This window comes from Salinicola salarius (assembly GCF_002179555.1).
GTDB lineage: Bacteria > Pseudomonadota > Gammaproteobacteria > Pseudomonadales > Halomonadaceae > Salinicola > Salinicola salarius_A.
The window spans coordinates 1-17,915 of sequence record NZ_NHOU01000029.1; the positions used below are offsets into that span (position 1 = coordinate 1).

18 protein-coding genes and 1 pseudogene are annotated in these 17,915 nt (G+C 62.3%); 14 read left to right on the forward strand and 5 right to left on the reverse strand.

What is annotated here, in order from left to right; genetic code table 11:
- Positions 1–30: 30 nt before the first annotated feature.
- A pseudogene (locus CCD76_RS15905) lies at positions 31–372 on the forward strand (response regulator transcription factor); the annotation flags it as partial.
- An 82-nt stretch (positions 373–454) separates the two neighbouring features.
- Here the strand turns inward: CCD76_RS15905 and CCD76_RS15910 are convergent.
- From CCD76_RS15910 to CCD76_RS15930, 5 genes are read right to left on the reverse strand one after another with little or no spacing between them, the layout of a single operon-like run.
- Positions 455–2,017 (reverse strand): bifunctional aminoglycoside phosphotransferase/ATP-binding protein, encoded by a 1,563-nt coding sequence (locus CCD76_RS15910; RefSeq protein WP_087720420.1) that lies wholly within the window; start codon positions 2,015–2,017, stop codon positions 455–457.
- A gap of 31 nt (positions 2,018–2,048) precedes the next feature.
- Positions 2,049–3,338 (reverse strand): glutamate-1-semialdehyde 2,1-aminomutase, encoded by a 1,290-nt coding sequence (hemL, locus tag CCD76_RS15915; RefSeq protein WP_087720421.1) that lies wholly within the window; start codon positions 3,336–3,338, stop codon positions 2,049–2,051.
- 21 nt (positions 3,339–3,359) lie between these two features.
- Complete coding sequence (gene thiE / locus CCD76_RS15920) at positions 3,360–4,070, reverse strand: thiamine phosphate synthase (RefSeq protein WP_087720422.1); 711 nt, start codon at positions 4,068–4,070, stop codon at positions 3,360–3,362.
- Positions 4,071–4,072: 2 nt separating this feature from the next.
- A complete protein-coding gene (gene thiD, locus CCD76_RS15925) occupies positions 4,073–4,900 on the reverse strand; it encodes a bifunctional hydroxymethylpyrimidine kinase/phosphomethylpyrimidine kinase (RefSeq protein ID WP_087720423.1) in 828 nt (275 codons plus the stop codon).
- A gap of 32 nt (positions 4,901–4,932) precedes the next feature.
- Complete coding sequence (locus tag CCD76_RS15930; RefSeq protein ID WP_256961339.1) at positions 4,933–6,684, reverse strand: chloride channel protein; 1,752 nt, start codon at positions 6,682–6,684, stop codon at positions 4,933–4,935.
- A gap of 268 nt (positions 6,685–6,952) precedes the next feature.
- Here CCD76_RS15930 and erpA point away from each other — a divergent pair, with 268 nt between their 5' ends.
- The 13 genes from erpA (at position 6,953) to CCD76_RS15995 (ending at position 17,904) form a co-directional block, all read left to right on the forward strand.
- Positions 6,953–7,306 (forward strand): iron-sulfur cluster insertion protein ErpA, encoded by a 354-nt coding sequence (erpA, locus tag CCD76_RS15935; RefSeq protein ID WP_087720425.1) that lies wholly within the window; start codon positions 6,953–6,955, stop codon positions 7,304–7,306.
- A 176-nt stretch (positions 7,307–7,482) separates the two neighbouring features.
- Positions 7,483–8,244: a transporter substrate-binding domain-containing protein gene (locus CCD76_RS15940; protein ID WP_256961338.1), complete on the forward strand. Its 762-nt coding sequence runs from the start codon at positions 7,483–7,485 to the stop codon at positions 8,242–8,244.
- Between the two features lie 156 nt (positions 8,245–8,400).
- Positions 8,401–9,069, forward strand: coding sequence for an amino acid ABC transporter permease (locus CCD76_RS15945; RefSeq protein ID WP_071232466.1), 669 nt, complete (start codon positions 8,401–8,403; stop codon positions 9,067–9,069).
- On the forward strand, positions 9,066–9,857 hold the full coding sequence (locus tag CCD76_RS15950; protein WP_087720427.1) for an amino acid ABC transporter ATP-binding protein: 792 nt from the start codon (positions 9,066–9,068) through the stop codon (positions 9,855–9,857). Before CCD76_RS15945 ends, CCD76_RS15950 begins: the two co-directional genes overlap by 4 nt.
- A gap of 761 nt (positions 9,858–10,618) precedes the next feature.
- Positions 10,619–12,514: a tRNA uridine-5-carboxymethylaminomethyl(34) synthesis enzyme MnmG gene (mnmG, locus tag CCD76_RS15955; protein WP_087720428.1), complete on the forward strand. Its 1,896-nt coding sequence runs from the start codon at positions 10,619–10,621 to the stop codon at positions 12,512–12,514.
- A complete protein-coding gene (gene rsmG, locus CCD76_RS15960; RefSeq protein WP_087720429.1) occupies positions 12,511–13,158 on the forward strand; it encodes a 16S rRNA (guanine(527)-N(7))-methyltransferase RsmG in 648 nt (215 codons plus the stop codon). The genes mnmG and rsmG overlap by 4 nt, the downstream gene beginning before the upstream one ends.
- A gap of 108 nt (positions 13,159–13,266) precedes the next feature.
- Positions 13,267–14,034 (forward strand): ParA family protein, encoded by a 768-nt coding sequence (locus tag CCD76_RS15965; protein WP_087720430.1) that lies wholly within the window; start codon positions 13,267–13,269, stop codon positions 14,032–14,034.
- A 28-nt stretch (positions 14,035–14,062) separates the two neighbouring features.
- Positions 14,063–14,977 carry a ParB/RepB/Spo0J family partition protein gene (locus tag CCD76_RS15970; RefSeq protein WP_087720431.1) on the forward strand — a complete coding sequence of 305 codons (915 nt, stop codon included), beginning with the start codon at positions 14,063–14,065 and terminating at the stop codon, positions 14,975–14,977.
- Positions 14,978–15,205: 228 nt separating this feature from the next.
- Positions 15,206–15,616, forward strand: coding sequence for a F0F1 ATP synthase subunit I (locus CCD76_RS15975; RefSeq protein ID WP_087720432.1), 411 nt, complete (start codon positions 15,206–15,208; stop codon positions 15,614–15,616).
- 3 nt (positions 15,617–15,619) lie between these two features.
- Complete coding sequence (gene atpB / locus CCD76_RS15980) at positions 15,620–16,486, forward strand: F0F1 ATP synthase subunit A (RefSeq protein WP_087720433.1); 867 nt, start codon at positions 15,620–15,622, stop codon at positions 16,484–16,486.
- Between the two features lie 74 nt (positions 16,487–16,560).
- Complete coding sequence (atpE, locus tag CCD76_RS15985) at positions 16,561–16,809, forward strand: F0F1 ATP synthase subunit C (protein WP_011508579.1); 249 nt, start codon at positions 16,561–16,563, stop codon at positions 16,807–16,809.
- Positions 16,810–16,879: 70 nt separating this feature from the next.
- Positions 16,880–17,350 (forward strand): F0F1 ATP synthase subunit B, encoded by a 471-nt coding sequence (locus CCD76_RS15990; RefSeq protein WP_087720434.1) that lies wholly within the window; start codon positions 16,880–16,882, stop codon positions 17,348–17,350.
- An 11-nt stretch (positions 17,351–17,361) separates the two neighbouring features.
- Positions 17,362–17,904, forward strand: a complete 543-nt coding sequence (locus CCD76_RS15995) for a F0F1 ATP synthase subunit delta (RefSeq protein ID WP_087720435.1) — start codon at positions 17,362–17,364, stop codon at positions 17,902–17,904.
- Positions 17,905–17,915: the final 11 nt, after the last annotated feature.

Genomic DNA, 17,915 nt, shown 5'->3' on the forward strand with positions numbered 1-17,915 from the left:
TTTTCAGACCGACCTCATGAATAAGCCGGGTGTAAAGGTATTGTCAAACTAATGGAAGGCGAGCTGTGGATTTCTCGGCCGCTCTCCGCGATGTTGATAGACTTTTACCGTCGCCAGCAGGTCAATACCTATCGACCGGTATGTGGCCTGACGCGACGTGAGCTGGAGATCGTTACCCTGCTGGTATCGGGTGCCAGCAATACGGAAATCGCAGAAAAACTGTTCGTGAGCGAACACACGGTCAAGTCGCATCTCTACAACTTGTTCCGCAAGATCAACGTTCACAACCGCATCCAGGCCACCAACTGGGCGCGACAGAATCTGGGCACGATTCCGGTCATGGCTTCACGTTACGCCAACGGACGCCGCTGAACGCAAGTAGCAATAGCAATAGCAATAGCAAGAACCTAATTTCAATCCACAGGGAAACCCTACCGGCTTCCCTGTGGATTTTTCAGTTCAGCCGCATGCGTTCCTGGATCAACGAAGCCAGCGTCAGATTGGCATCCGGCGCCGTCGTGTCGAGATGCACGAGATGGGTCGTCTCGTCGCTGGCAAACGGCTCGAAGCGTTCCAGTTGCTGTTCAAGAATCGCAAGGCTGCTTTCCGAAGGTTCTCCGCTACGTCTGGCACGCTTGACGATGCGAGCCCGCAGTGTCGCCCGATCCGCTTCAAAACTGACGATCAAGACGGGAAGCCCGCGCTTCTCGGCCTCGAACCGAAGCCGCTTGCGCTGTTCCAGCAACAGGCAGGTGGCATCGATACACGCCGGCAAACCGGCTTCGAGTACCGTGCCCGTCAATTCGGCGAGACGCCGATAGGTCTGGTCGGTGGCCTGCTCGCTGTAGACGGCGTCGGCATCGTCGGGTGCCGCCGTGAAGTCGAACAGACGCTTGCGCTCGACATCGGACCGGATCCGTACCCCGCCCAGACGCCTCACGATCTCCTCGGTGAACCGGCTCTTGCCACTGCCGGAGACACCGACCGCCAGGATCAGGTAAGGGAAGCGGAACTCGCTGTACTCCTGAGCCATGGACAGATAACGGCGGAAGACCTCGATGGGCTCGCCTCCGGGCAGGTCGTCGATCATGCCGGCGTCGTGATCCCTGACCAGTTCGATCCGTGCGCGCAACAGCGCCCGATAGCGCTTGTAGAAGTTGAGCAGGCGGACCGCCTGATAATCCCCGGACAGCTCGAGATATCGATTGAGCGCATAGTGCGCGAACTCGTTCTCGCCGCGGGCTTCCAGGTCCATGATCAGGAAGGCCAGTTCGCAGGCGACGTCGCACCAGCGCAGGCGATCGTTGAACTCGATGCCATTGAACAGGATCGCCTTGCCCTCGAAGCGGACCGCATTGCCCAGGTGAATATCACCGTGGCTTTCGCGAATGAAGCCGCCTTCCCAGCGTGACTCGAGAATGGGTTCGAGCCGCGAAAAACTCTCCAGCGTCAGTGTCCTGACCCTGGCCAGCTGCTCCTGATCCTGCGGCGATTCCAGCAGCGGCTCGATCGTCTCGAACTCGTTGACCAGCATGTCGCGAATGCTCGAAGGCGAGCCCAGCGGGTTATCGCCGGACACGCTGGGCGCCGACTCGTGCAGCGCCACTAGCTGATCGATCAGATCGTCGATCAGTTCCGCCGAGAGTTCACCGCTGGCCTGCAGCGAACTCAGCAGATGGCGGCTGCTGAACTGGCGCATCTTGACCGCGTACTCGATCGGCGCGCTGTCGTCGTTGACCCGCGGCGACGTCTCGGAACCTGAGATCGCGACGCAGCCGATATAGAGCGCAGGCGCCACGCGACGATTCAGCGTGACTTCCTGCTCGCAGAGGCGACGCCGCTTCTCCAAGGTCGAGAAATCGAGAAAACTGCCGTAATCCAGCGATTTCTTGATCTTGTAGGCGTAATCGCCCGTCGATACCACCCAGGAGATGGGGGTTTCGAACACTTCGACGGCGCCGATCGGATGATCGAAACAATCACTCTCCTTGAGCGCCTGTATCAGCGTTCGGCTCATGCGTCGTCTCCCTGTCAGTCGCGTTCGTGTCTCATGGCTGACGCATGGCGGCGAACGCCCGCTCGCTGGCCAATAAGGTCGTCTGAATATCGTCGTGCGTGTGCGCGCTCGACATGAATCCGGCCTCGAACGCGGAAGGAGCCAGATAAACGCCGGATTCCAGCATGTGCGCGAAGAAGTCGCGAAAGGCCTGCGCATCGCAAGCCATGGTCTGGCCGAAGTTGTCGACCCGCTGTTGCGCCGTGAAGAATAACCCGAACATGCCCCCGGCGCGCTGCGTGATCAGATCGATACCGGCATCGCGGGCACGCGCCTCGAGACCTTCACACAAGGTTTCCACGCGCGTGGAAAGCGCCTCGTGGAAGCCGGGCTGACGCACCTTGCCGAGCAGGGTGATACCGGCGGCCATCGCCAGCGGGTTGCCCGACAGCGTGCCGGCCTGATACACCGGCCCCAGCGGGGAGATCTGCTCCATGATGTCGCGCTTGCCGCCGAAGGCACCGACCGGCATGCCGCCGCCGACGATCTTGCCCAGACAGGTCAGATCCGGAGTGATGCCGTAATGGGCCTGAGCGCCGCCCAGCGCCACGCGGAACCCGGTCATGACCTCGTCGAAGATCAGCACGCTGCCGTGGTTGTTGCACACCTCGCGCAGCGCCTCCAGGAAGCCGGGCTGCGGCGGGATGCAGTTCATGTTGCCGGCCACCGGCTCGACGATGATCCCGGCGATCTGCTCGCCCATGGCCTCGAAGCACTCGTGCACGGCTTCGATATCGTTGTAGGCCAGCGTGATCGTATGCTCTGCCAGCGATGCCGGCACGCCCGGAGAGCTGGGCTCGCCGTGGGTCAGCGCACCGGATCCCGCCTTCACCAGCAGCGAATCCGAATGGCCGTGATAGTTGCCCTCGAACTTGACGATCTTGTCGCGCCCGGTGTAGCCCCGCGCCAAGCGGATCGCCGACATCGTCGCTTCGGTGCCGGAGTTGACCATTCGCACCATGTCGATGGAGGGAATGATCTCGCAGATCAGATCGGCCATGGTGGTCTCGATCGCCGTCGGCGTCCCGAAGGAAAGGCCGTTGTCCAGGCGTTCGCGAACCGCATTCAACACATCCGGATCGGCATGGCCCGTGATCATCGGCCCCCAGGAGCCCACGTAATCGATGTAACGCTTGCCCTCGACGTCGAACAGATAGGCGCCCTGGGCGCGCTCGACGAAGACCGGCGGCTGCGACATGCCCTTGAAGGCACGGACCGGGGAATTGACGCCGCCGGGGATATGCCGGCAGGCGCGTTCGAACAGTTCGGCGGATGTCGTCATGGTGTTCTCTCTAGCAAAGTTCTACCGACATCGATCGATGTCAGGCTTTCCATCGATGACGGAATTCGGTAAGGACGCGTCGGCGATAGTGGCATTGAGTTCACGCACCGCGCGGGCGATATCCGGCGCACCGAAAATAGCATGGACCACCGCCAGCATCTCGGCGCCCGCCGCACGGGCCCGACTCGCAGTACCCGCATCGATACCGCCGATCGCCACTCGTGGCAACCCCAGAGGCGCGACCTCGTCGAGTATCGACAGCGGCGCTGGCGCCGCTTCCGGCTTGGTCCGGGAAGCGAAGAACCGCCCGAAGGCCAGATAGCTGGCGCCGGCATCGGCTGCCGTACTCGCCAGCGCCGGCGAATCGTGGCAAGTCGCACCGATGATGGCGCACTCACCCAACCGCTGCCTGGCAGCCGCCAGCGAGACGTCCTCCTGACCGACGTGCAGGCCGACGACGTCTCCCCAGCGCTGCTGTAATCGCAACGCCAACTCGAGGTCGTCGTTGATGATCAGCGGCACCGCATGGTGTTCGCAGAGTGCCGCCAGCGCATCGCCCTGGCGCTGGCGGCGATGGGTGTCGGCGGACTTGTCGCGATACTGCAACAGCACGATACCGGCTTCCAGTGCCGCTTCGCAGCCAGCGAGCAGGGTTCGATCATCCGGCAGCAGATGGCTGTCGGTGATCGCGTAGAGCCCGTTCAGGGCCGATGGATTCGAGCGTGTCGGCATCATCATTCCAGCGTGGCATCGAAGTCGGGTGCGCGCCAGACCCGGTCCGGCAGATACTGGCCCTGGCCCAGCGCCAGGCCATTGTCCAGTGTATCCCAGGTGAACCGCTGGGCCTGGGCACAGGCCGCGGCCAGCCCCTCGCCGGCGGCCAGCCGGGTCGCCAGTGCCGAGGCCAGCGTACATCCCGACCCGTGATAGTCGGCCGGCAGACGGGGCCACTGCCATTGACGGTTGAGCTCTGGGGTGTGCAAGGTATGCACCACGTTGCCCGCCGTCGATTCCCCGTCCAGCGAGTCGGTGCCGGTCACGAGCACGGCGGCGCAGCCCAGCGACATCACCTCCACCACCCGCGCCACTTCGTCGGCAGCGGCGATGGCGGAGAGCAGCGTCAGCTCCCGCCGGTTGGGTGTCAAGATATCCACAAGGGGTAGTAGCCGGTGACGAATCGGTTCGAGCAGATCGGGTGTGGATAACTCGGAACCGCCGCCGCTGCGAATGACGGGATCGACGATCAGCGGCGTGCCGGGGCTCATCCTGGCGACATCGATTACCGCTTCCAGCACCTCGAGATTGGGAATCAGCCCCACCTTGATGGCCGCAATACGAAAGTCGTCGAACAGGGCGCGCGCTGCACGACGAATGAAATCGCCGCTGCAGGGCTCGACGCTGATCACGTCACGGGTCGACTGTACGGTCATCGCCGTGGGCACGGTCACCGGCCAGCCACCGCAGCCTCTCACGGCTTCTGCATCCGCGACCAACCCTGCGCCGCCGCTGGGATCGTGGCCCGCCAGAATCATCACCACAGGTTTATCGTCGTAGCGAATCATGATGCCCTCCTCGGGACCTCCGTCCCGCTACGTCAGCGTTTACGTCGATAATAGTTCTCGATCGCCTCGCGAGTGATGATACCGGAAATCTTGCGGATCATCGGCGCCGTGGTGTGCTCGACATAGAGTGCATCGACGCCGGATTCGTTGAGCGTGTCGTAGGCCTCGGACAGCGTCGCTTCCAGATGCACCGGCGCCAGATCGAGACGCTGACCGGGCACTTCCTCGAGATCGATCTGCTCATGCTCCGCGAGCCATGCCTCATCGTGCAGCACCCGCGCCAGATGGGCGGCCTTCATCGCCAGGGGTGGCTTGTCCCTGTCCTCCTGCATGATCACCAGCCAGGTCGGCTTGGAATCGAGCAGCGCCTTGGCCCGGTCGTGATCGATGATCCGAGGCGTGCGCACCAGGTTACGCTCCATTACGGCCGGCACGGCGACCCGCGACAGCGCCTGCATCAACGGCTGCTGCAGCGGGTGAAGCCCCTGCTGGTTGAGACTGGACAGGAAGAATCCCTGGCAGCGGCAGAGCTGGCGCGCCGTGAGCACCGCCACCACCACCGCCAGCATGCCGGGCAGCATGATCGCCGAATTGCGGGTCAGCTCCAGCAGTGCCAGCAAGGCGGCCAGCGGGGCCTGCAGCGCCGCCGCCATCATCGCCGCCATGCCGAGAACGGCATAAAGCGTCGGCGTCGTGACCACGCTCGGCAACAGGGTACCGCCGATCATCCCCATTACCGCGCCCACGGCAGCGCCGGACACCAGCATCGGCCCGATCACGCCCACCGGCACGCCGCCCGCCAGGCAGATGCCCGTCAATGCCAGCTTGATCACCGCCAGCACCAGCAGCACATCCAGCGCCATCGGCCCGTTGAGCATCTGTTCCAGGCTGTCGTAGCCGATCCCCTGAACCTGGGGATACCACCACGCCACGGCGCCGGTCAGCAGACCGACGATGGCCAGACGCAGGGCAAACGGGATTCGGGCAATCGACGCGTGCCCCTGCGCCAGACGCACGAAGCCGCCTGCCAGTACGCCCACGACCAGCGCCGTCAGTACGATCCAGGGCAGATCCAGCAGCGAATTGAGCTGCAACGCCGGTACGCTGAACGCCGGCTCGGCCCCGTAGACCGTCCAGGAGACCAGCGCGCCCATGGTGGCAGCGAGGATCACCGGCATGAAACCGGCGATGGTGTACTCCATCATCACCACTTCCATGGCGAAGATAACGCCGGCGATCGGCGTGTTGAACGAGGCGGAAATCCCTGCCGCCGTGCCGCACGCCACCAGCACGCGCAGACTGTTGTGAGGCAGGCGCAGCCGCGAGCCGATCCAGCTCGAAGCCGCGGAACCGAGATGGATCGCCGGACCTTCACGGCCGGCCGACAGCCCGCCGATGACCGAAATGACGCCGACCCACCACTGATTGATCCAGTTGCGCAGCGGCATCTTGCCCTGATGGTAGGCGAGTCGCTCGATGACGTGCCCGATCCCCATCTTCAGCGCGCGATTGGGCTGCGGCCACAGCCATATTCCGATCAGGGTGACGGCAATCAGCGGCAGACCCGCGCGAAATGCCGGCGGCAGGGTTTCGAAGGCTTCCGGGTTGTCGCCGGGAATGAAAAATAGCGCGCCGAATTCCAGCAGCAGGCGGAACACGACCATGACGGTGCCGGTGAGAATACCGGCGAGAATGCCCAGCAGGCAGAGTTGCGGCATGGCATCGACGCTCGCCAGCTGGCGTCGAAAACGTTCGAGGTTGAGGCGTGGGACGAACCGCGGCACGCGTGACAAACTCATCTCCTTGCCCGATCCGGATCGCTCGTCTTTCGTGCGCGATACCTGTCCAGGCCGACAGCCACGCCGTGCGAGCGGTTAACGGGAATGACATCATACACCTATCGGCCTCGGGCGGAGGAGGACATCGACGCCACTATAGTTGACCCTTTTACTCGGTATTAACGATAATGGACGTCAATCGGGCGAATTCCGCCCCACGTCATTTTCGATAAGCCGGTCTCGGCCCATGACCGGCACGCACGGGAGCGTGACGATGAGCACAGTGGAGTCTTTCGCTCCAACCCCGATGTTCTTCACCGATGCCGCTGCCAAGCGGGTCAAGGCGCTGATCGCCGAAGAGAACAACCCAGCCCTGAAACTGCGGGTCTACGTGACCGGCGGCGGCTGCTCGGGGTTTCAATACGGCTTCGATCTCGGCGACCAGACCGCCGAGGACGACACCGTGATCGACAACGATGGTGTCAGCCTGGTGGTGGATGCCCTTTCCTACCAGTACCTGGTCGGCTCGACGGTGGATTTCGAGGAAGGCCTGGCCGGCGCCCGCTTCATCATCAAGAACCCCAACGCCCAGTCCACCTGCGGCTGCGGTGCCTCGTTCTCGGTCTAGCAGACCAAGAGGAAGCACCGGATCTGCACCGGAAGCCGGTGTTTTCCCGCTTGGTCGAGTGCGAATATCTGCGCCGAGGTTACCTAGGTCGACTTGACGTTGAGTAACAACTTTCCTCAAGGTAGTGGTCGATTGTCCAAATCGAACAATGACTAGAGGAACCTATGAAAAACAACATGACTCCGAGCCAATGGCTCGCCATTCCCGCCTTCGCCCTCGCCCTGGGTGCCTCCAGTCTGGCCTCGGCACAGGACACCACCCTCAAGGCCGTCACCGACCCCAGCTTCGTGCCGTTCGAGATGATGGATCAGGACAGCGGCGAGATGGTCGGCTTCGATATGGATATCCTCCACGAGATCGCCGACCGCGCCGGCTTCCAGGTCGATCTCAACACCATGGACTTCAACGGCATCATTCCCGCCGTGCAGACCGGCAACGTCGATCTGGCGATCGCCGGCATCACCATTACCGACGAGCGCCAGGAGATCGTCGACTTCAGCGACCCGTACTACGATTCCGGCCTGCGAATCCTGGTATCCGACGGCAGCGACATCGACTCGCTGGACGACCTGGAAGGCAAGCGAGTTGCTACCAAGATCGGCTCCACCAGCTACGACTACCTGCAGAAAAACCTCGGCGACGATGCCGAGATCACGCCCTATCCGGGCAGTTCCGACATGTACATGGCCCTGATGGGCGGCAGCGCCGATGCCGTCTTCTATGACGCGCCCAATGTCGGCTATTTCGCCCAGACCAAGGGCAAGGGCAAGGTCAAGACCGCCGGCCCGCTCTACGAAGGCCAGCAGTACGGCATCGCTTTCGCCAAGGGCAGCCAGTGGGTCGAGCCCGCCAACAAGGCGCTGAAAGCCATGCATGAAGACGGCACTTACGACGAGATCCACGAGAAGTGGTTCGGCGCGGCACCGGACGCCAAATGATCGACCAACCCTGACCGGGGGCCGTCGCCTTGGGCGTCGGCCCCCGATCGTTGCCAGGACTCGCTTTCTACCCATCCCAAAAAAAAAGAGAAACGGTCCTGAAAGACCTCGCCGCCCGGCGGTGGGGTCTTCTCTCGTTGCCGATGGAGACGCTCCGTGGAGTTCAATTTTCAGTTCGACTGGCAGGCGGCAATCGCTTCTCTGCCGTTTCTACTCAAGGGTCTCCCCTACACCCTGCTCATTTCCTTCGCCGGTCTGGCTATCGGCTTTCTTATCGGGATCCTCTTCGGGTTGATGCGAATCGGCCCCACGCGCTGGCTCCGCTGGCCCGCCGTGGTCTATGTCGAAGTGTTCCGCGGTACGCCGGTGCTGGTCCAGGTGCTGTTCATCTTCTATGGCCTGCCTACGCTGCTCGGCGGCCCCATCAATGCGCTGACGGCGGGCATCGCCGCCATCGCGCTCAACGCCGGTGCCTACATCTCGGAGATCGTGCGCGGCGGCGTGCAATCGATCGAGCGAGGCCAGCGTGAAGCCGGGCTGTCGCTGGGGCTGTCACCGCCCCAGACCTTTCGCTACGTGATCTGGCCTCAGGCGCTGCGCCGCATGATTCCGGCACTGGGCAATCAGGGCATCGTCAGCATCAAGGACACCTCGCTGTTCTCGGTCATCGGTGTCGGTGAGCTGGTTCGCCAGGGACAGGTCTATATCGCCAATACCTTCACCGCGCTGGAGGTCTATTTCATGATCGCCCTGCTCTACCTGGCGATCACCCTGAGCCTGTCGTTGGCTCTGAGTCTGCTCGAACGCAAGGGGTTGGTGGGATGAACGATAGCGTAACCAGTCAAGACGCCGACCGGACGGCGGATGCGTCGCCGATCGTTCGGCTCGACAGGGTCGACAAGCACTTCGGCAACCTGCACGTGATGCAGGAGATCGATCTCAGCGTGGCCCATGGCGAAGTCGTGGTGATCATCGGCGCCAGCGGCTCGGGAAAATCGACCCTGATTCGCTGCGTCAACGGGCTCGAACCGTTCCAGTCCGGGCGTATCGAAGTCGACGGCAAGACCCTGATGCCCAACGGCGCCAGCGGCAAGTCCCTGCAGGCAGTACGCACCGAAGTCGGCATGGTGTTCCAGCAGTTCAACCTGTTCCCGCATCTGTCGATCCGCGACAATGTCACGCTGGCGCCACGCAAGGTCCGCGGCGTCACGCGCGACCAGGCCAACGCCATCGCCGACAAGCTGCTCGAACGGGTCGGCATTGCCGATCAGGCCGACAAGTATCCGACCCAGCTCTCCGGCGGGCAGCAGCAACGCGTGGCGCTCGCCCGAGCGCTGGCAATGGAGCCGCGGCTGATGCTGTTCGACGAGCCCACCTCCGCGCTGGATCCGGAGATGATCGGCGAGGTGCTCGACGCCATGCGCGAACTGGCCAACGACGGCATGACCATGATGATCGTCACTCACGAGATGGGCTTCGCTCGCGAGGTCGCCGATCGTGTGGTCTTCGTCCACGGCGGCCAGATCGTCGAGCAGGGCCCGCCGGAGCAGCTCTTCGATCATCCCCGCCACGAACGCACGCAAGCGTTCCTTTCACGGGTGCTCAAGCACTAGCCCGAACGCGGGCCGAGCGTTCCGAAAACCGCGGGCACCGGAGGCATTTCCGGTGTCCGCCTTCCTCGAGGTACGCTCTACCCGTCTCCAGCACGCTCAGCCCTTCCTGCACCGCGCTTCTTCATTTCCATCGCCATTCCGCCTGTCCTCTTCGCCGCGTCTTACCGCTTCGTCTCCTGGCTCGAGCGATAAACGCCGAGCCATCGGTTCGCCTCAGGGTCGAAAGATCGGGTCGACCAAGGCCGATTTCGTCATTCATGGTTATCCCAGGCGCGTTTTTCCGCCTGTGGATAGTTTTTTTGCCTATCTGGCTGTAACCCTGATTCATCCGGCGCTGGTGGAGAATCCGTGGTTTGTTGACCACCGCGGTAACAGTTGGCGTATGCGCCGGTGGACAACCCGTGTGCGGATGGCGATGTGTACAAAGCGATCTTCTGTCCACAGGAAACAACGCCGTTGTCAGCAGCCTCCCCAGTGCTTTTCAAACAATCGAATAACAATGCAAGTGGTTATCACCCATAGGGTAATTCGACTTATCCACTGAAAACATCCACACCATTAGTTACTACCACAACAGAACTTCTTTATATATTTCTCTTTATTTAGTAATGACTCTGCTGGCTGGTGGGCTGAAGACAATCGGGTGTGGAAAACCCCTGACGGTTACCCACAGGAGGTTTATACTGGGCGGCTTTTCGAGATTCATTCACTGTCGGGTGCCTGTTCGAGCTACTCGTTTTCAGCACCTCGTGAGGTAAACCGTGGAGTATCCCGACCGTTTTCAGGTCATCGTGATCGGCGGTGGCCATGCCGGTACCGAAGCCGCTCTGGCAGCGGCACGTGGCGGTGCCCGCACCCTGCTGCTGACGCACAACATCGAGACGCTGGGTCAGATGTCCTGCAATCCCGCCATCGGCGGGATCGGCAAGAGCCATCTGGTCAAGGAGATCGATGCCCTGGGTGGTGCCATGGCACAGGCAACCGACCTGGCCGGCATCCAGTTTCGCGTGCTCAATTCCCGCAAGGGGCCGGCGGTTCGCGCCACCCGAGCCCAGGCCGATCGCGTGCGCTACAAGGCCGCCATTCGCGGCATCCTGGAGAACCAGCCGAATCTCACGCTGTTCCAGCAGGGTGTCGACGATCTGATTGTGGAAAACGACACCGTCGTCGGTGTCCGGACCCAGACCGGCATCCGCTTCATGGCGGATACCGTGGTGCTGTGTACCGGTACCTTCCTGGGCGGCGTGATTCACATCGGGCTGGATCATCATGCCGGCGGTCGCGCCGGCGATCCGCCGGCCAACGCGTTGGCGGAACGTCTGCGCGCGCTGCCGTTCCGGGTCGATCGGCTGAAAACCGGGACACCACCGCGGATCGATGCCAAGAGCGTCGATTTCTCCAGGCTCGAATCACAGCCCGGCGACACGCCGTTGCCGGTAATGTCGTATCTGGGCAGCCGCGAACAGCATCCGCGCCAGGTCGATTGTCATATCGCGCATACCAACGAGCGAACCCACGAGATCATCTTCGCCAATCTCGACCGTTCGCCGATGTATTCCGGCGTGATCGAAGGCGTGGGGCCGCGCTACTGCCCGTCGATCGAGGACAAGGTCCACCGCTTCGCCGACAAGTCCAGCCACCAGGTGTTCATCGAACCCGAAGGTCTGGATACCCACGAGCTCTATCCGAACGGGATCTCCACGTCTCTGCCGTTCGACGTGCAACTGCAGGTCGTGCGCTCGATCACCGGACTCGAAAACGCGCATATCACCCGGCCCGGCTACGCCATCGAGTACGATTTCTTCGATCCGCGTGATCTCAAGCACTCGCTGGAAACCAAATTTATCCACAACCTGTTCTTCGCCGGTCAGATCAACGGTACGACGGGTTACGAGGAAGCCGGCGCCCAGGGGCTGCTGGCGGGCATCAACGCCGCTCGCCGTGCCCAGGGGGAATCCGCCTGGTGGCCGCGGCGCGACGAGGCCTATCTCGGCGTGCTGGTCGACGATCTGATCACCATGGGCACGCAAGAGCCCTATCGGATGTTCACGTCGCGCGCCGAATACCGGCTGCTGCTGCGCGAAGACAATGCCGACCTGCGGCTGACGCCGGTCGGACGGGAGCTGGGCCTGGTCGACGATCATCGCTGGTCGGCGTTCGCCACCAAGCGTGACCGGATCGAGCAGGAGAGCGCCCGGCTGCGTTCGACCTGGGTCCAGCCGAAAACGCCGGCGGCCGAGCGCGTGGCAGAGAAACTCGGGCAACCGTTGGCGCGTGAATACAGCCTGATGGATCTGCTCAAGCGGCCCGAGCTCACCTACGCCGACGTGGCCTCGCTCAAGGGCGAGGCCGTCAGCGAGGAGCCCGTCGCTGAGCAGGTGCAGATCGAGGCCAAATACGAAGGCTATATCGCGCGCCAGCAGGACGAGATCGATCGGATGCGGCGTCACGAAGCGACACCGCTGCCGGAATCGCTGGACTACGCCAAGGTCGAGGGTCTCTCCAACGAGATTCGCCAGAAACTCGAGCAGGCGCGGCCGCAGACGCTGGGCCACGCCGGTCGCATTTCCGGCGTGACCCCGGCCGCCGTCTCGATTCTGCTGATCCATCTCAAGAAGCGTCGACTGATCGACGACAGCCGGGCATTGAGCGCATGACGCCAGCGTGTGAACGACTGCTGGACGAGGGTCTGGCGGCACTGAATGTTGAGATCGACCACCGACAGCGCGAGCGGTTGCTAACGCTGCTCGCGTTGTTGCACAAGTGGAATCGCGCCTATAACCTCACCGCAGTGCGCTCGCCCGAGGCGATGGTCAGCCGCCATCTGCTGGACAGCGCCAGCGTGGCCTTTGCCGTGAGCGGCCCCACCTTGCTGGACGTGGGTTCCGGGCCCGGGTTCCCGGGACTGGTATTGGCCATCCTGGATCCCGGACTTCAAGTCACGCTGCTGGACAGCAACGGCAAGAAAGTGCGCTTCCAGCGCCAGGCGGTGATGGAACTCGGGCTCGATAACGTGCGCTGCGAGCAGGTTCGGGTCGAATCCTTCGACGCCACGTTCGATCAGGTCATCTCGCGCGCTTTCGCCTCGCTGGGCGATTTCATCGGGCTCACCGAGCCCTTGCTGGCCGAAGGCGGTGAATGGCTGGCGATGAAAGGGGGCCTCGAGACCCATGAACTCGAATCCGTGCCGGCCCATGTCGCGGTGCACGAGCGCCTCGCCCTGTCGGTGCCCGGGGTCGATGACGCCGAACGGCAACTGCTCCGTCTCGGGCGGGTCGATGACCCAGGCCATCGACGATAGACCCGTCATGAGCCGGGCATGAAGACAGCGGCGTCGACGCCAATGCCGATTTAGCGTTAGCGGATCGCTCGCGATCTACAGGATCAGTTTCGACGAAGGGAGTCGCCAGTGACCAGAATCATCGCATTGACCAATCAGAAGGGCGGTGTCGGCAAGACCACGACCGCGGTCAATCTGGCGGCTTGCCTGGCGGCACTCGATCGTCGCGTATTGCTGATCGATCTCGATCCCCAGGGCCACGCCACCATGGGCAGCGGGGTCGACAAGCACGATCTCGACGGCAGCGTGCTCGACGTGCTGCTCGGCGACAAGAGCGCCGCCGAGGTGATCGTCGACTGCGCCGTGGCCGGTTACGCACTGCTGCCGGGCAACGGCGACCTGACCGCTGCCGAGGTCGATCTGCTCGACCGCGATGGCCGCGAGCGGGTGCTGCAAACGGCCGTCGAAAGCGTCGCCGAAGATTACGACGTGGTGATGATCGACTGCCCGCCGTCGCTCAACATGCTGACGGTCAACGCCCTTACCGCCGCCCACGGCGTGCTGATTCCGGTGCAGTGCGAATTCTACGCGTTAGAAGGCCTTTCGGCGCTGCTCGATACCGTCGAACAGATCCAGGAGAGCGTGAACCCCGCGCTCGAGATCTTCGGCATCGTGCGAACCATGTACGACCCCCGCAACAGCCTGACACGAGACGTCAGCAAGCAGCTCGGCCAGTATTTCGGCGATTCCCTGCTCAAGACCACCATCCCGCGCAACGTTCGCGTGGCGGAAGCGCCCAGTCACGGCGTGCCGGTCACCAAATATGCGCGGCTCTCGCGTGGCAGCCAGGCGCACCGCGTTCTGGCCAAGGAACTGATTCGCCGGCTGGCGCTGTAATAACGATGACTGCTGCGAGGAATACCCCATGACGACGCGCAAACGCCCCTTGGGTCGCGGTCTCGATGCCCTGATCGGGTCCAGTGCCCGTCGCCGCGGCAGTTTGTCGCAGGAGGCTGGTTCGGATGCGCCGTCACCCGCGCAGGTGCCGCCGGAATCCCAGGTTGCCGAAGAAAGACTCGAGCGGTTACCGCTGCGCCAGTTGACCCGAGGCAAGTATCAGCCGCGACGCGACATCCAGCCCGAAGCCCTGGAAGAGCTGGCAGATTCGATTCGTGCCCAGGGCGTCATGCAGCCGATCGTGGTGCGACAAATTGGCGCAGAGCGCTACGAGATCATCGCCGGCGAACGTCGCTGGCGGGCTTCTCAACTGGCCGAGCTCGATACCATTCCGGCAGTCATTCGCGAAGTCAGCGACGAGGTCGCGCTGGCGCTGGCGCTGATCGAGAACATTCAGCGCGAGAACCTCAACCCGGTCGAGGAGTCGATGGCGCTCAAGCGTCTGCTCGACGAGTTCGAACTGACTCAGCAGCAGGTTGCCGATGCGGTAGGGCGTTCACGTGCCCAGGTCGCCAACCTGCTGCGCCTGCTGGCGCTGGAACCGCAGGTGCTGACGCTGCTTGAGCGTGGCGATCTGGACATGGGACACGCCCGCGCCCTGCTCAGCCTGCCGGCCGCCAAGCAGCGGCACGCGGCGCATGAAGTCGTGGCGCGCGAACTCACCGTGCGTCAGACCGAAGCCCTAGTGAAGCAGATCGCCAGCGGCCAGAAAAAGGCCGAAGACAAGCGGTCACCGGCGGATGTCGGGCGGCTCGAAAATCGCCTGGCCGACCTGCTGGGGGCGCCGGTCAAGATTCATCACAACAGTTCCGGAAAGGGGCGAGTCACTATTCGTTACACCAGCCTCGACGAACTGGATGGCATACTCGGTCACATCCGCTGAAGAGCGGCGAATCGGCACGCTTTAGAGGCTAAAACATTTAGCGCGTTAACGGAATTTACGCACTTTTCGCGATCGTTTTCTCCAGAAGACGCTTCAGATCGGTGCAGGTTCGGTTGAAGCGACATGACCGCTTCTCTATAATCCGCCGAGATTTGCCAGGCTGACGCCGAACGCAGACATCGAACATAGAAACAAGACCATTCCAGGATTCAAGGCGAGACCGACGCCATGCAACCAGCGGCACCGGCCAAGCTTCCAAGACCGCGAATCGCGGCGTTGATCCTGTTACAGTGCGGCGTGGTGATGGGGCTGGCTCTCATTGCCTGGGGGGGCTGGGATCGCGGAACGGCGGTTTCCGCCTTGAGCGGTGGCCTCGTTGCTGCCATCCCCAACGCCTTTTTTGCCTGGCGTGCCTTTCGCTATCAGGGCGCAGCGCAGGCAAGATACATCGTCAAGAGTTTCTACCACGCCGAGGCCGGCAAGTTCGGTTTGACGGCGGCACTGTTCACGCTGGTGTTCGTGGCAGTGCCCCCCTCAAACCCCGCTTTCTTCTTTGGCGCTTATGTGGTGACGCTGCTGGCGCATTGGTTGGGGCCCTGGCTCCTGCGCCGACCGTCACACATTCAATCTCGAGGCTGAACCATGGCTGGCAACAACATGACGAGTACGGAGTACATCCAGCACCATTTGCAGAACATGACGTTTGGTCTGCATCCGGAAAACGGCTGGTCCATGGCTCATTCCGCTGCCGACGCCAAGGCAATGGGGTTCTGGGCCATTCATGTCGATACCATGCTGTGGTCGATCGGACTCGGGGTACTGTTTCTCTACCTGTTCCGCCTGGTCGCCAAGCGCGCTTCCACGGGCGTGCCGACCGGGCTGCAGAATTTCGTCGAGATGATGGTCGAATTCGTCGATGGTTCCGTACGAGAGACGTTCCACGGCAAGAGCCGGCTGATCGCGCCGCTGTCGCTGACGATCTTCTGCTGGATCTTCCTGATGAATATCATGGACCTGGTGCCGGTGGACTTCCTGCCGATGCTGGCCCAGAAGGTGGGTGCCTGGTTCGGTGCCGACCCGGCGCACGTCTATTTCAAGGTCGTACCCACGACCGACGTCAATGCCACGCTCGGCATGTCGCTTTCGGTCTTCGCGCTGATCATTTTCTATTCCATTCGTTCCAAAGGGCTGTCCGGTTTCGTCGCAGAATTGACGCTGCACCCGTTCAACACGCCCAACAAACTTGCCCAGATCTTGTTGATTCCGGTCAACTTCCTGCTTGAAATCGTTACCTTGTTGGCCAAACCGGTTTCACTGGCGCTGCGACTGTTCGGTAACCTCTACGCCGGTGAACTGATCTTCATCCTGATAGCCATGGTCGGACTGTGGCAGCTTCCGCTGCACTTCCCGTGGGCGGTCTTCCACATCCTGATCATCACGCTGCAGGCCTTCATCTTCATGATGCTTACCATCGTCTATCTGAGCATGGCGACGGAAGAGCAGCATTGAGTAGCGTTTCCCGTTAACCCCTGACCCTTAGTAAAACTCGACTGAGCAAGACTCGACTGAAACTGGAGAGAACCATGGAAGCACAAGTTCTGGGCATGACCGCAATTGCCGTTTCTCTGTTGATCGGCCTGGGTGCCCTCGGCACCGCCATCGGCTTCGGCATCCTCGGTGGCAAATTCCTGGAAGGCGCCGCGCGTCAGCCGGAAATGATCCCGCAACTGCAGGTCAAGATGTTCATCGTCGCCGGCCTGCTCGACGCCGTGACCATGATCGGTGTCGGTATCGCCCTGTTCTTCACCTTCGCCAATCCGTTTGTCGGTTAACGGCACCGTTCGTGGCCCACGAGGCCTCCGGTGACCCTAACCCCAAACCCGTGACGCGAGAGGTGCTGGCGTGAATCTGAACCTTACACTGATTGGTCAGGCCATTGCCTTTGCAGTCTTCGTCTGGTTCTGCATGAAGTATGTATGGCCCCCGGTCATGCAGGCACTGCAGGAGCGACAGAAGAAGATTGCCGATGGACTGGATGCAGCCAGCCGTGCGACCCGTGATCTCGAACTGGCTCAGGAAAAGGCCGACGAGACTCTGCGGGAAAGCAAGGAACAGGCGCAGCAGATCCTGGAACAGGCCAACAAGCGGGCCAATCAGATCGTCGAAGAAGCCCGCGACAACGCGCGGGCCGAAGGCGAGCGCATCATTGCAGGCGCTCGCAGCGAAATCGATCAGGAGATCAATCGCGCGAAGGAAGAGCTGCGTGCCCAGGTATCGCTGCTGGCCGTCGCCGGTGCAGAGCGCATCCTGGAGTCCTCCATCGACGAAGCCAAGCATCGTGAGCTCGTCGACAAGCTCGCTGCCGAGCTCTAAGGAGGCGCACCATGGCTGAATCGTCTACCGTCGCTCGACCCTACGCCAAGGCGGCGTTCGAGTTCGCGCGCGATAACAAGGCGCTCCAAGCGTGGTCCCAGAGTCTGTCACTGGTCGCTCAGGCGGCCGGTGATTCCGATGTCCGTGAACGCATTCTCGGCAACCCGCGGCTGACCGCTGACGACAAGACGCGTCTGCTGCTGGAAGTCTGCGGTGACGAACCTCTCGACGAAAGTGTAGGCAACTTCCTGCACCTCGTCGGTGAAAAGGGGCGTCTGGCTGCGTTGCCCGACATCCACGCCGAGTTCGAGGCGCTGCGCGCCCAGCAGGAAAAGCGGGTCGATGTCACCATCGTCTCCGCCTTCGAGCTGGATGACGCGCAGCAGTCCGTGCTCGCCGAGGCTCTGAAGAAGCGCCTGAATCGTGAAATCTCCATTACCACTCAGGTGGACCGCGAGCTGCTAGGCGGCGTGATCCTGCGTACCGGCGATACCGTCATCGACGGTTCGGTACGCGGTCGATTGCAACGTCTGCGCGAAGCGCTCACCGCCTGAGTTCGAGGGAC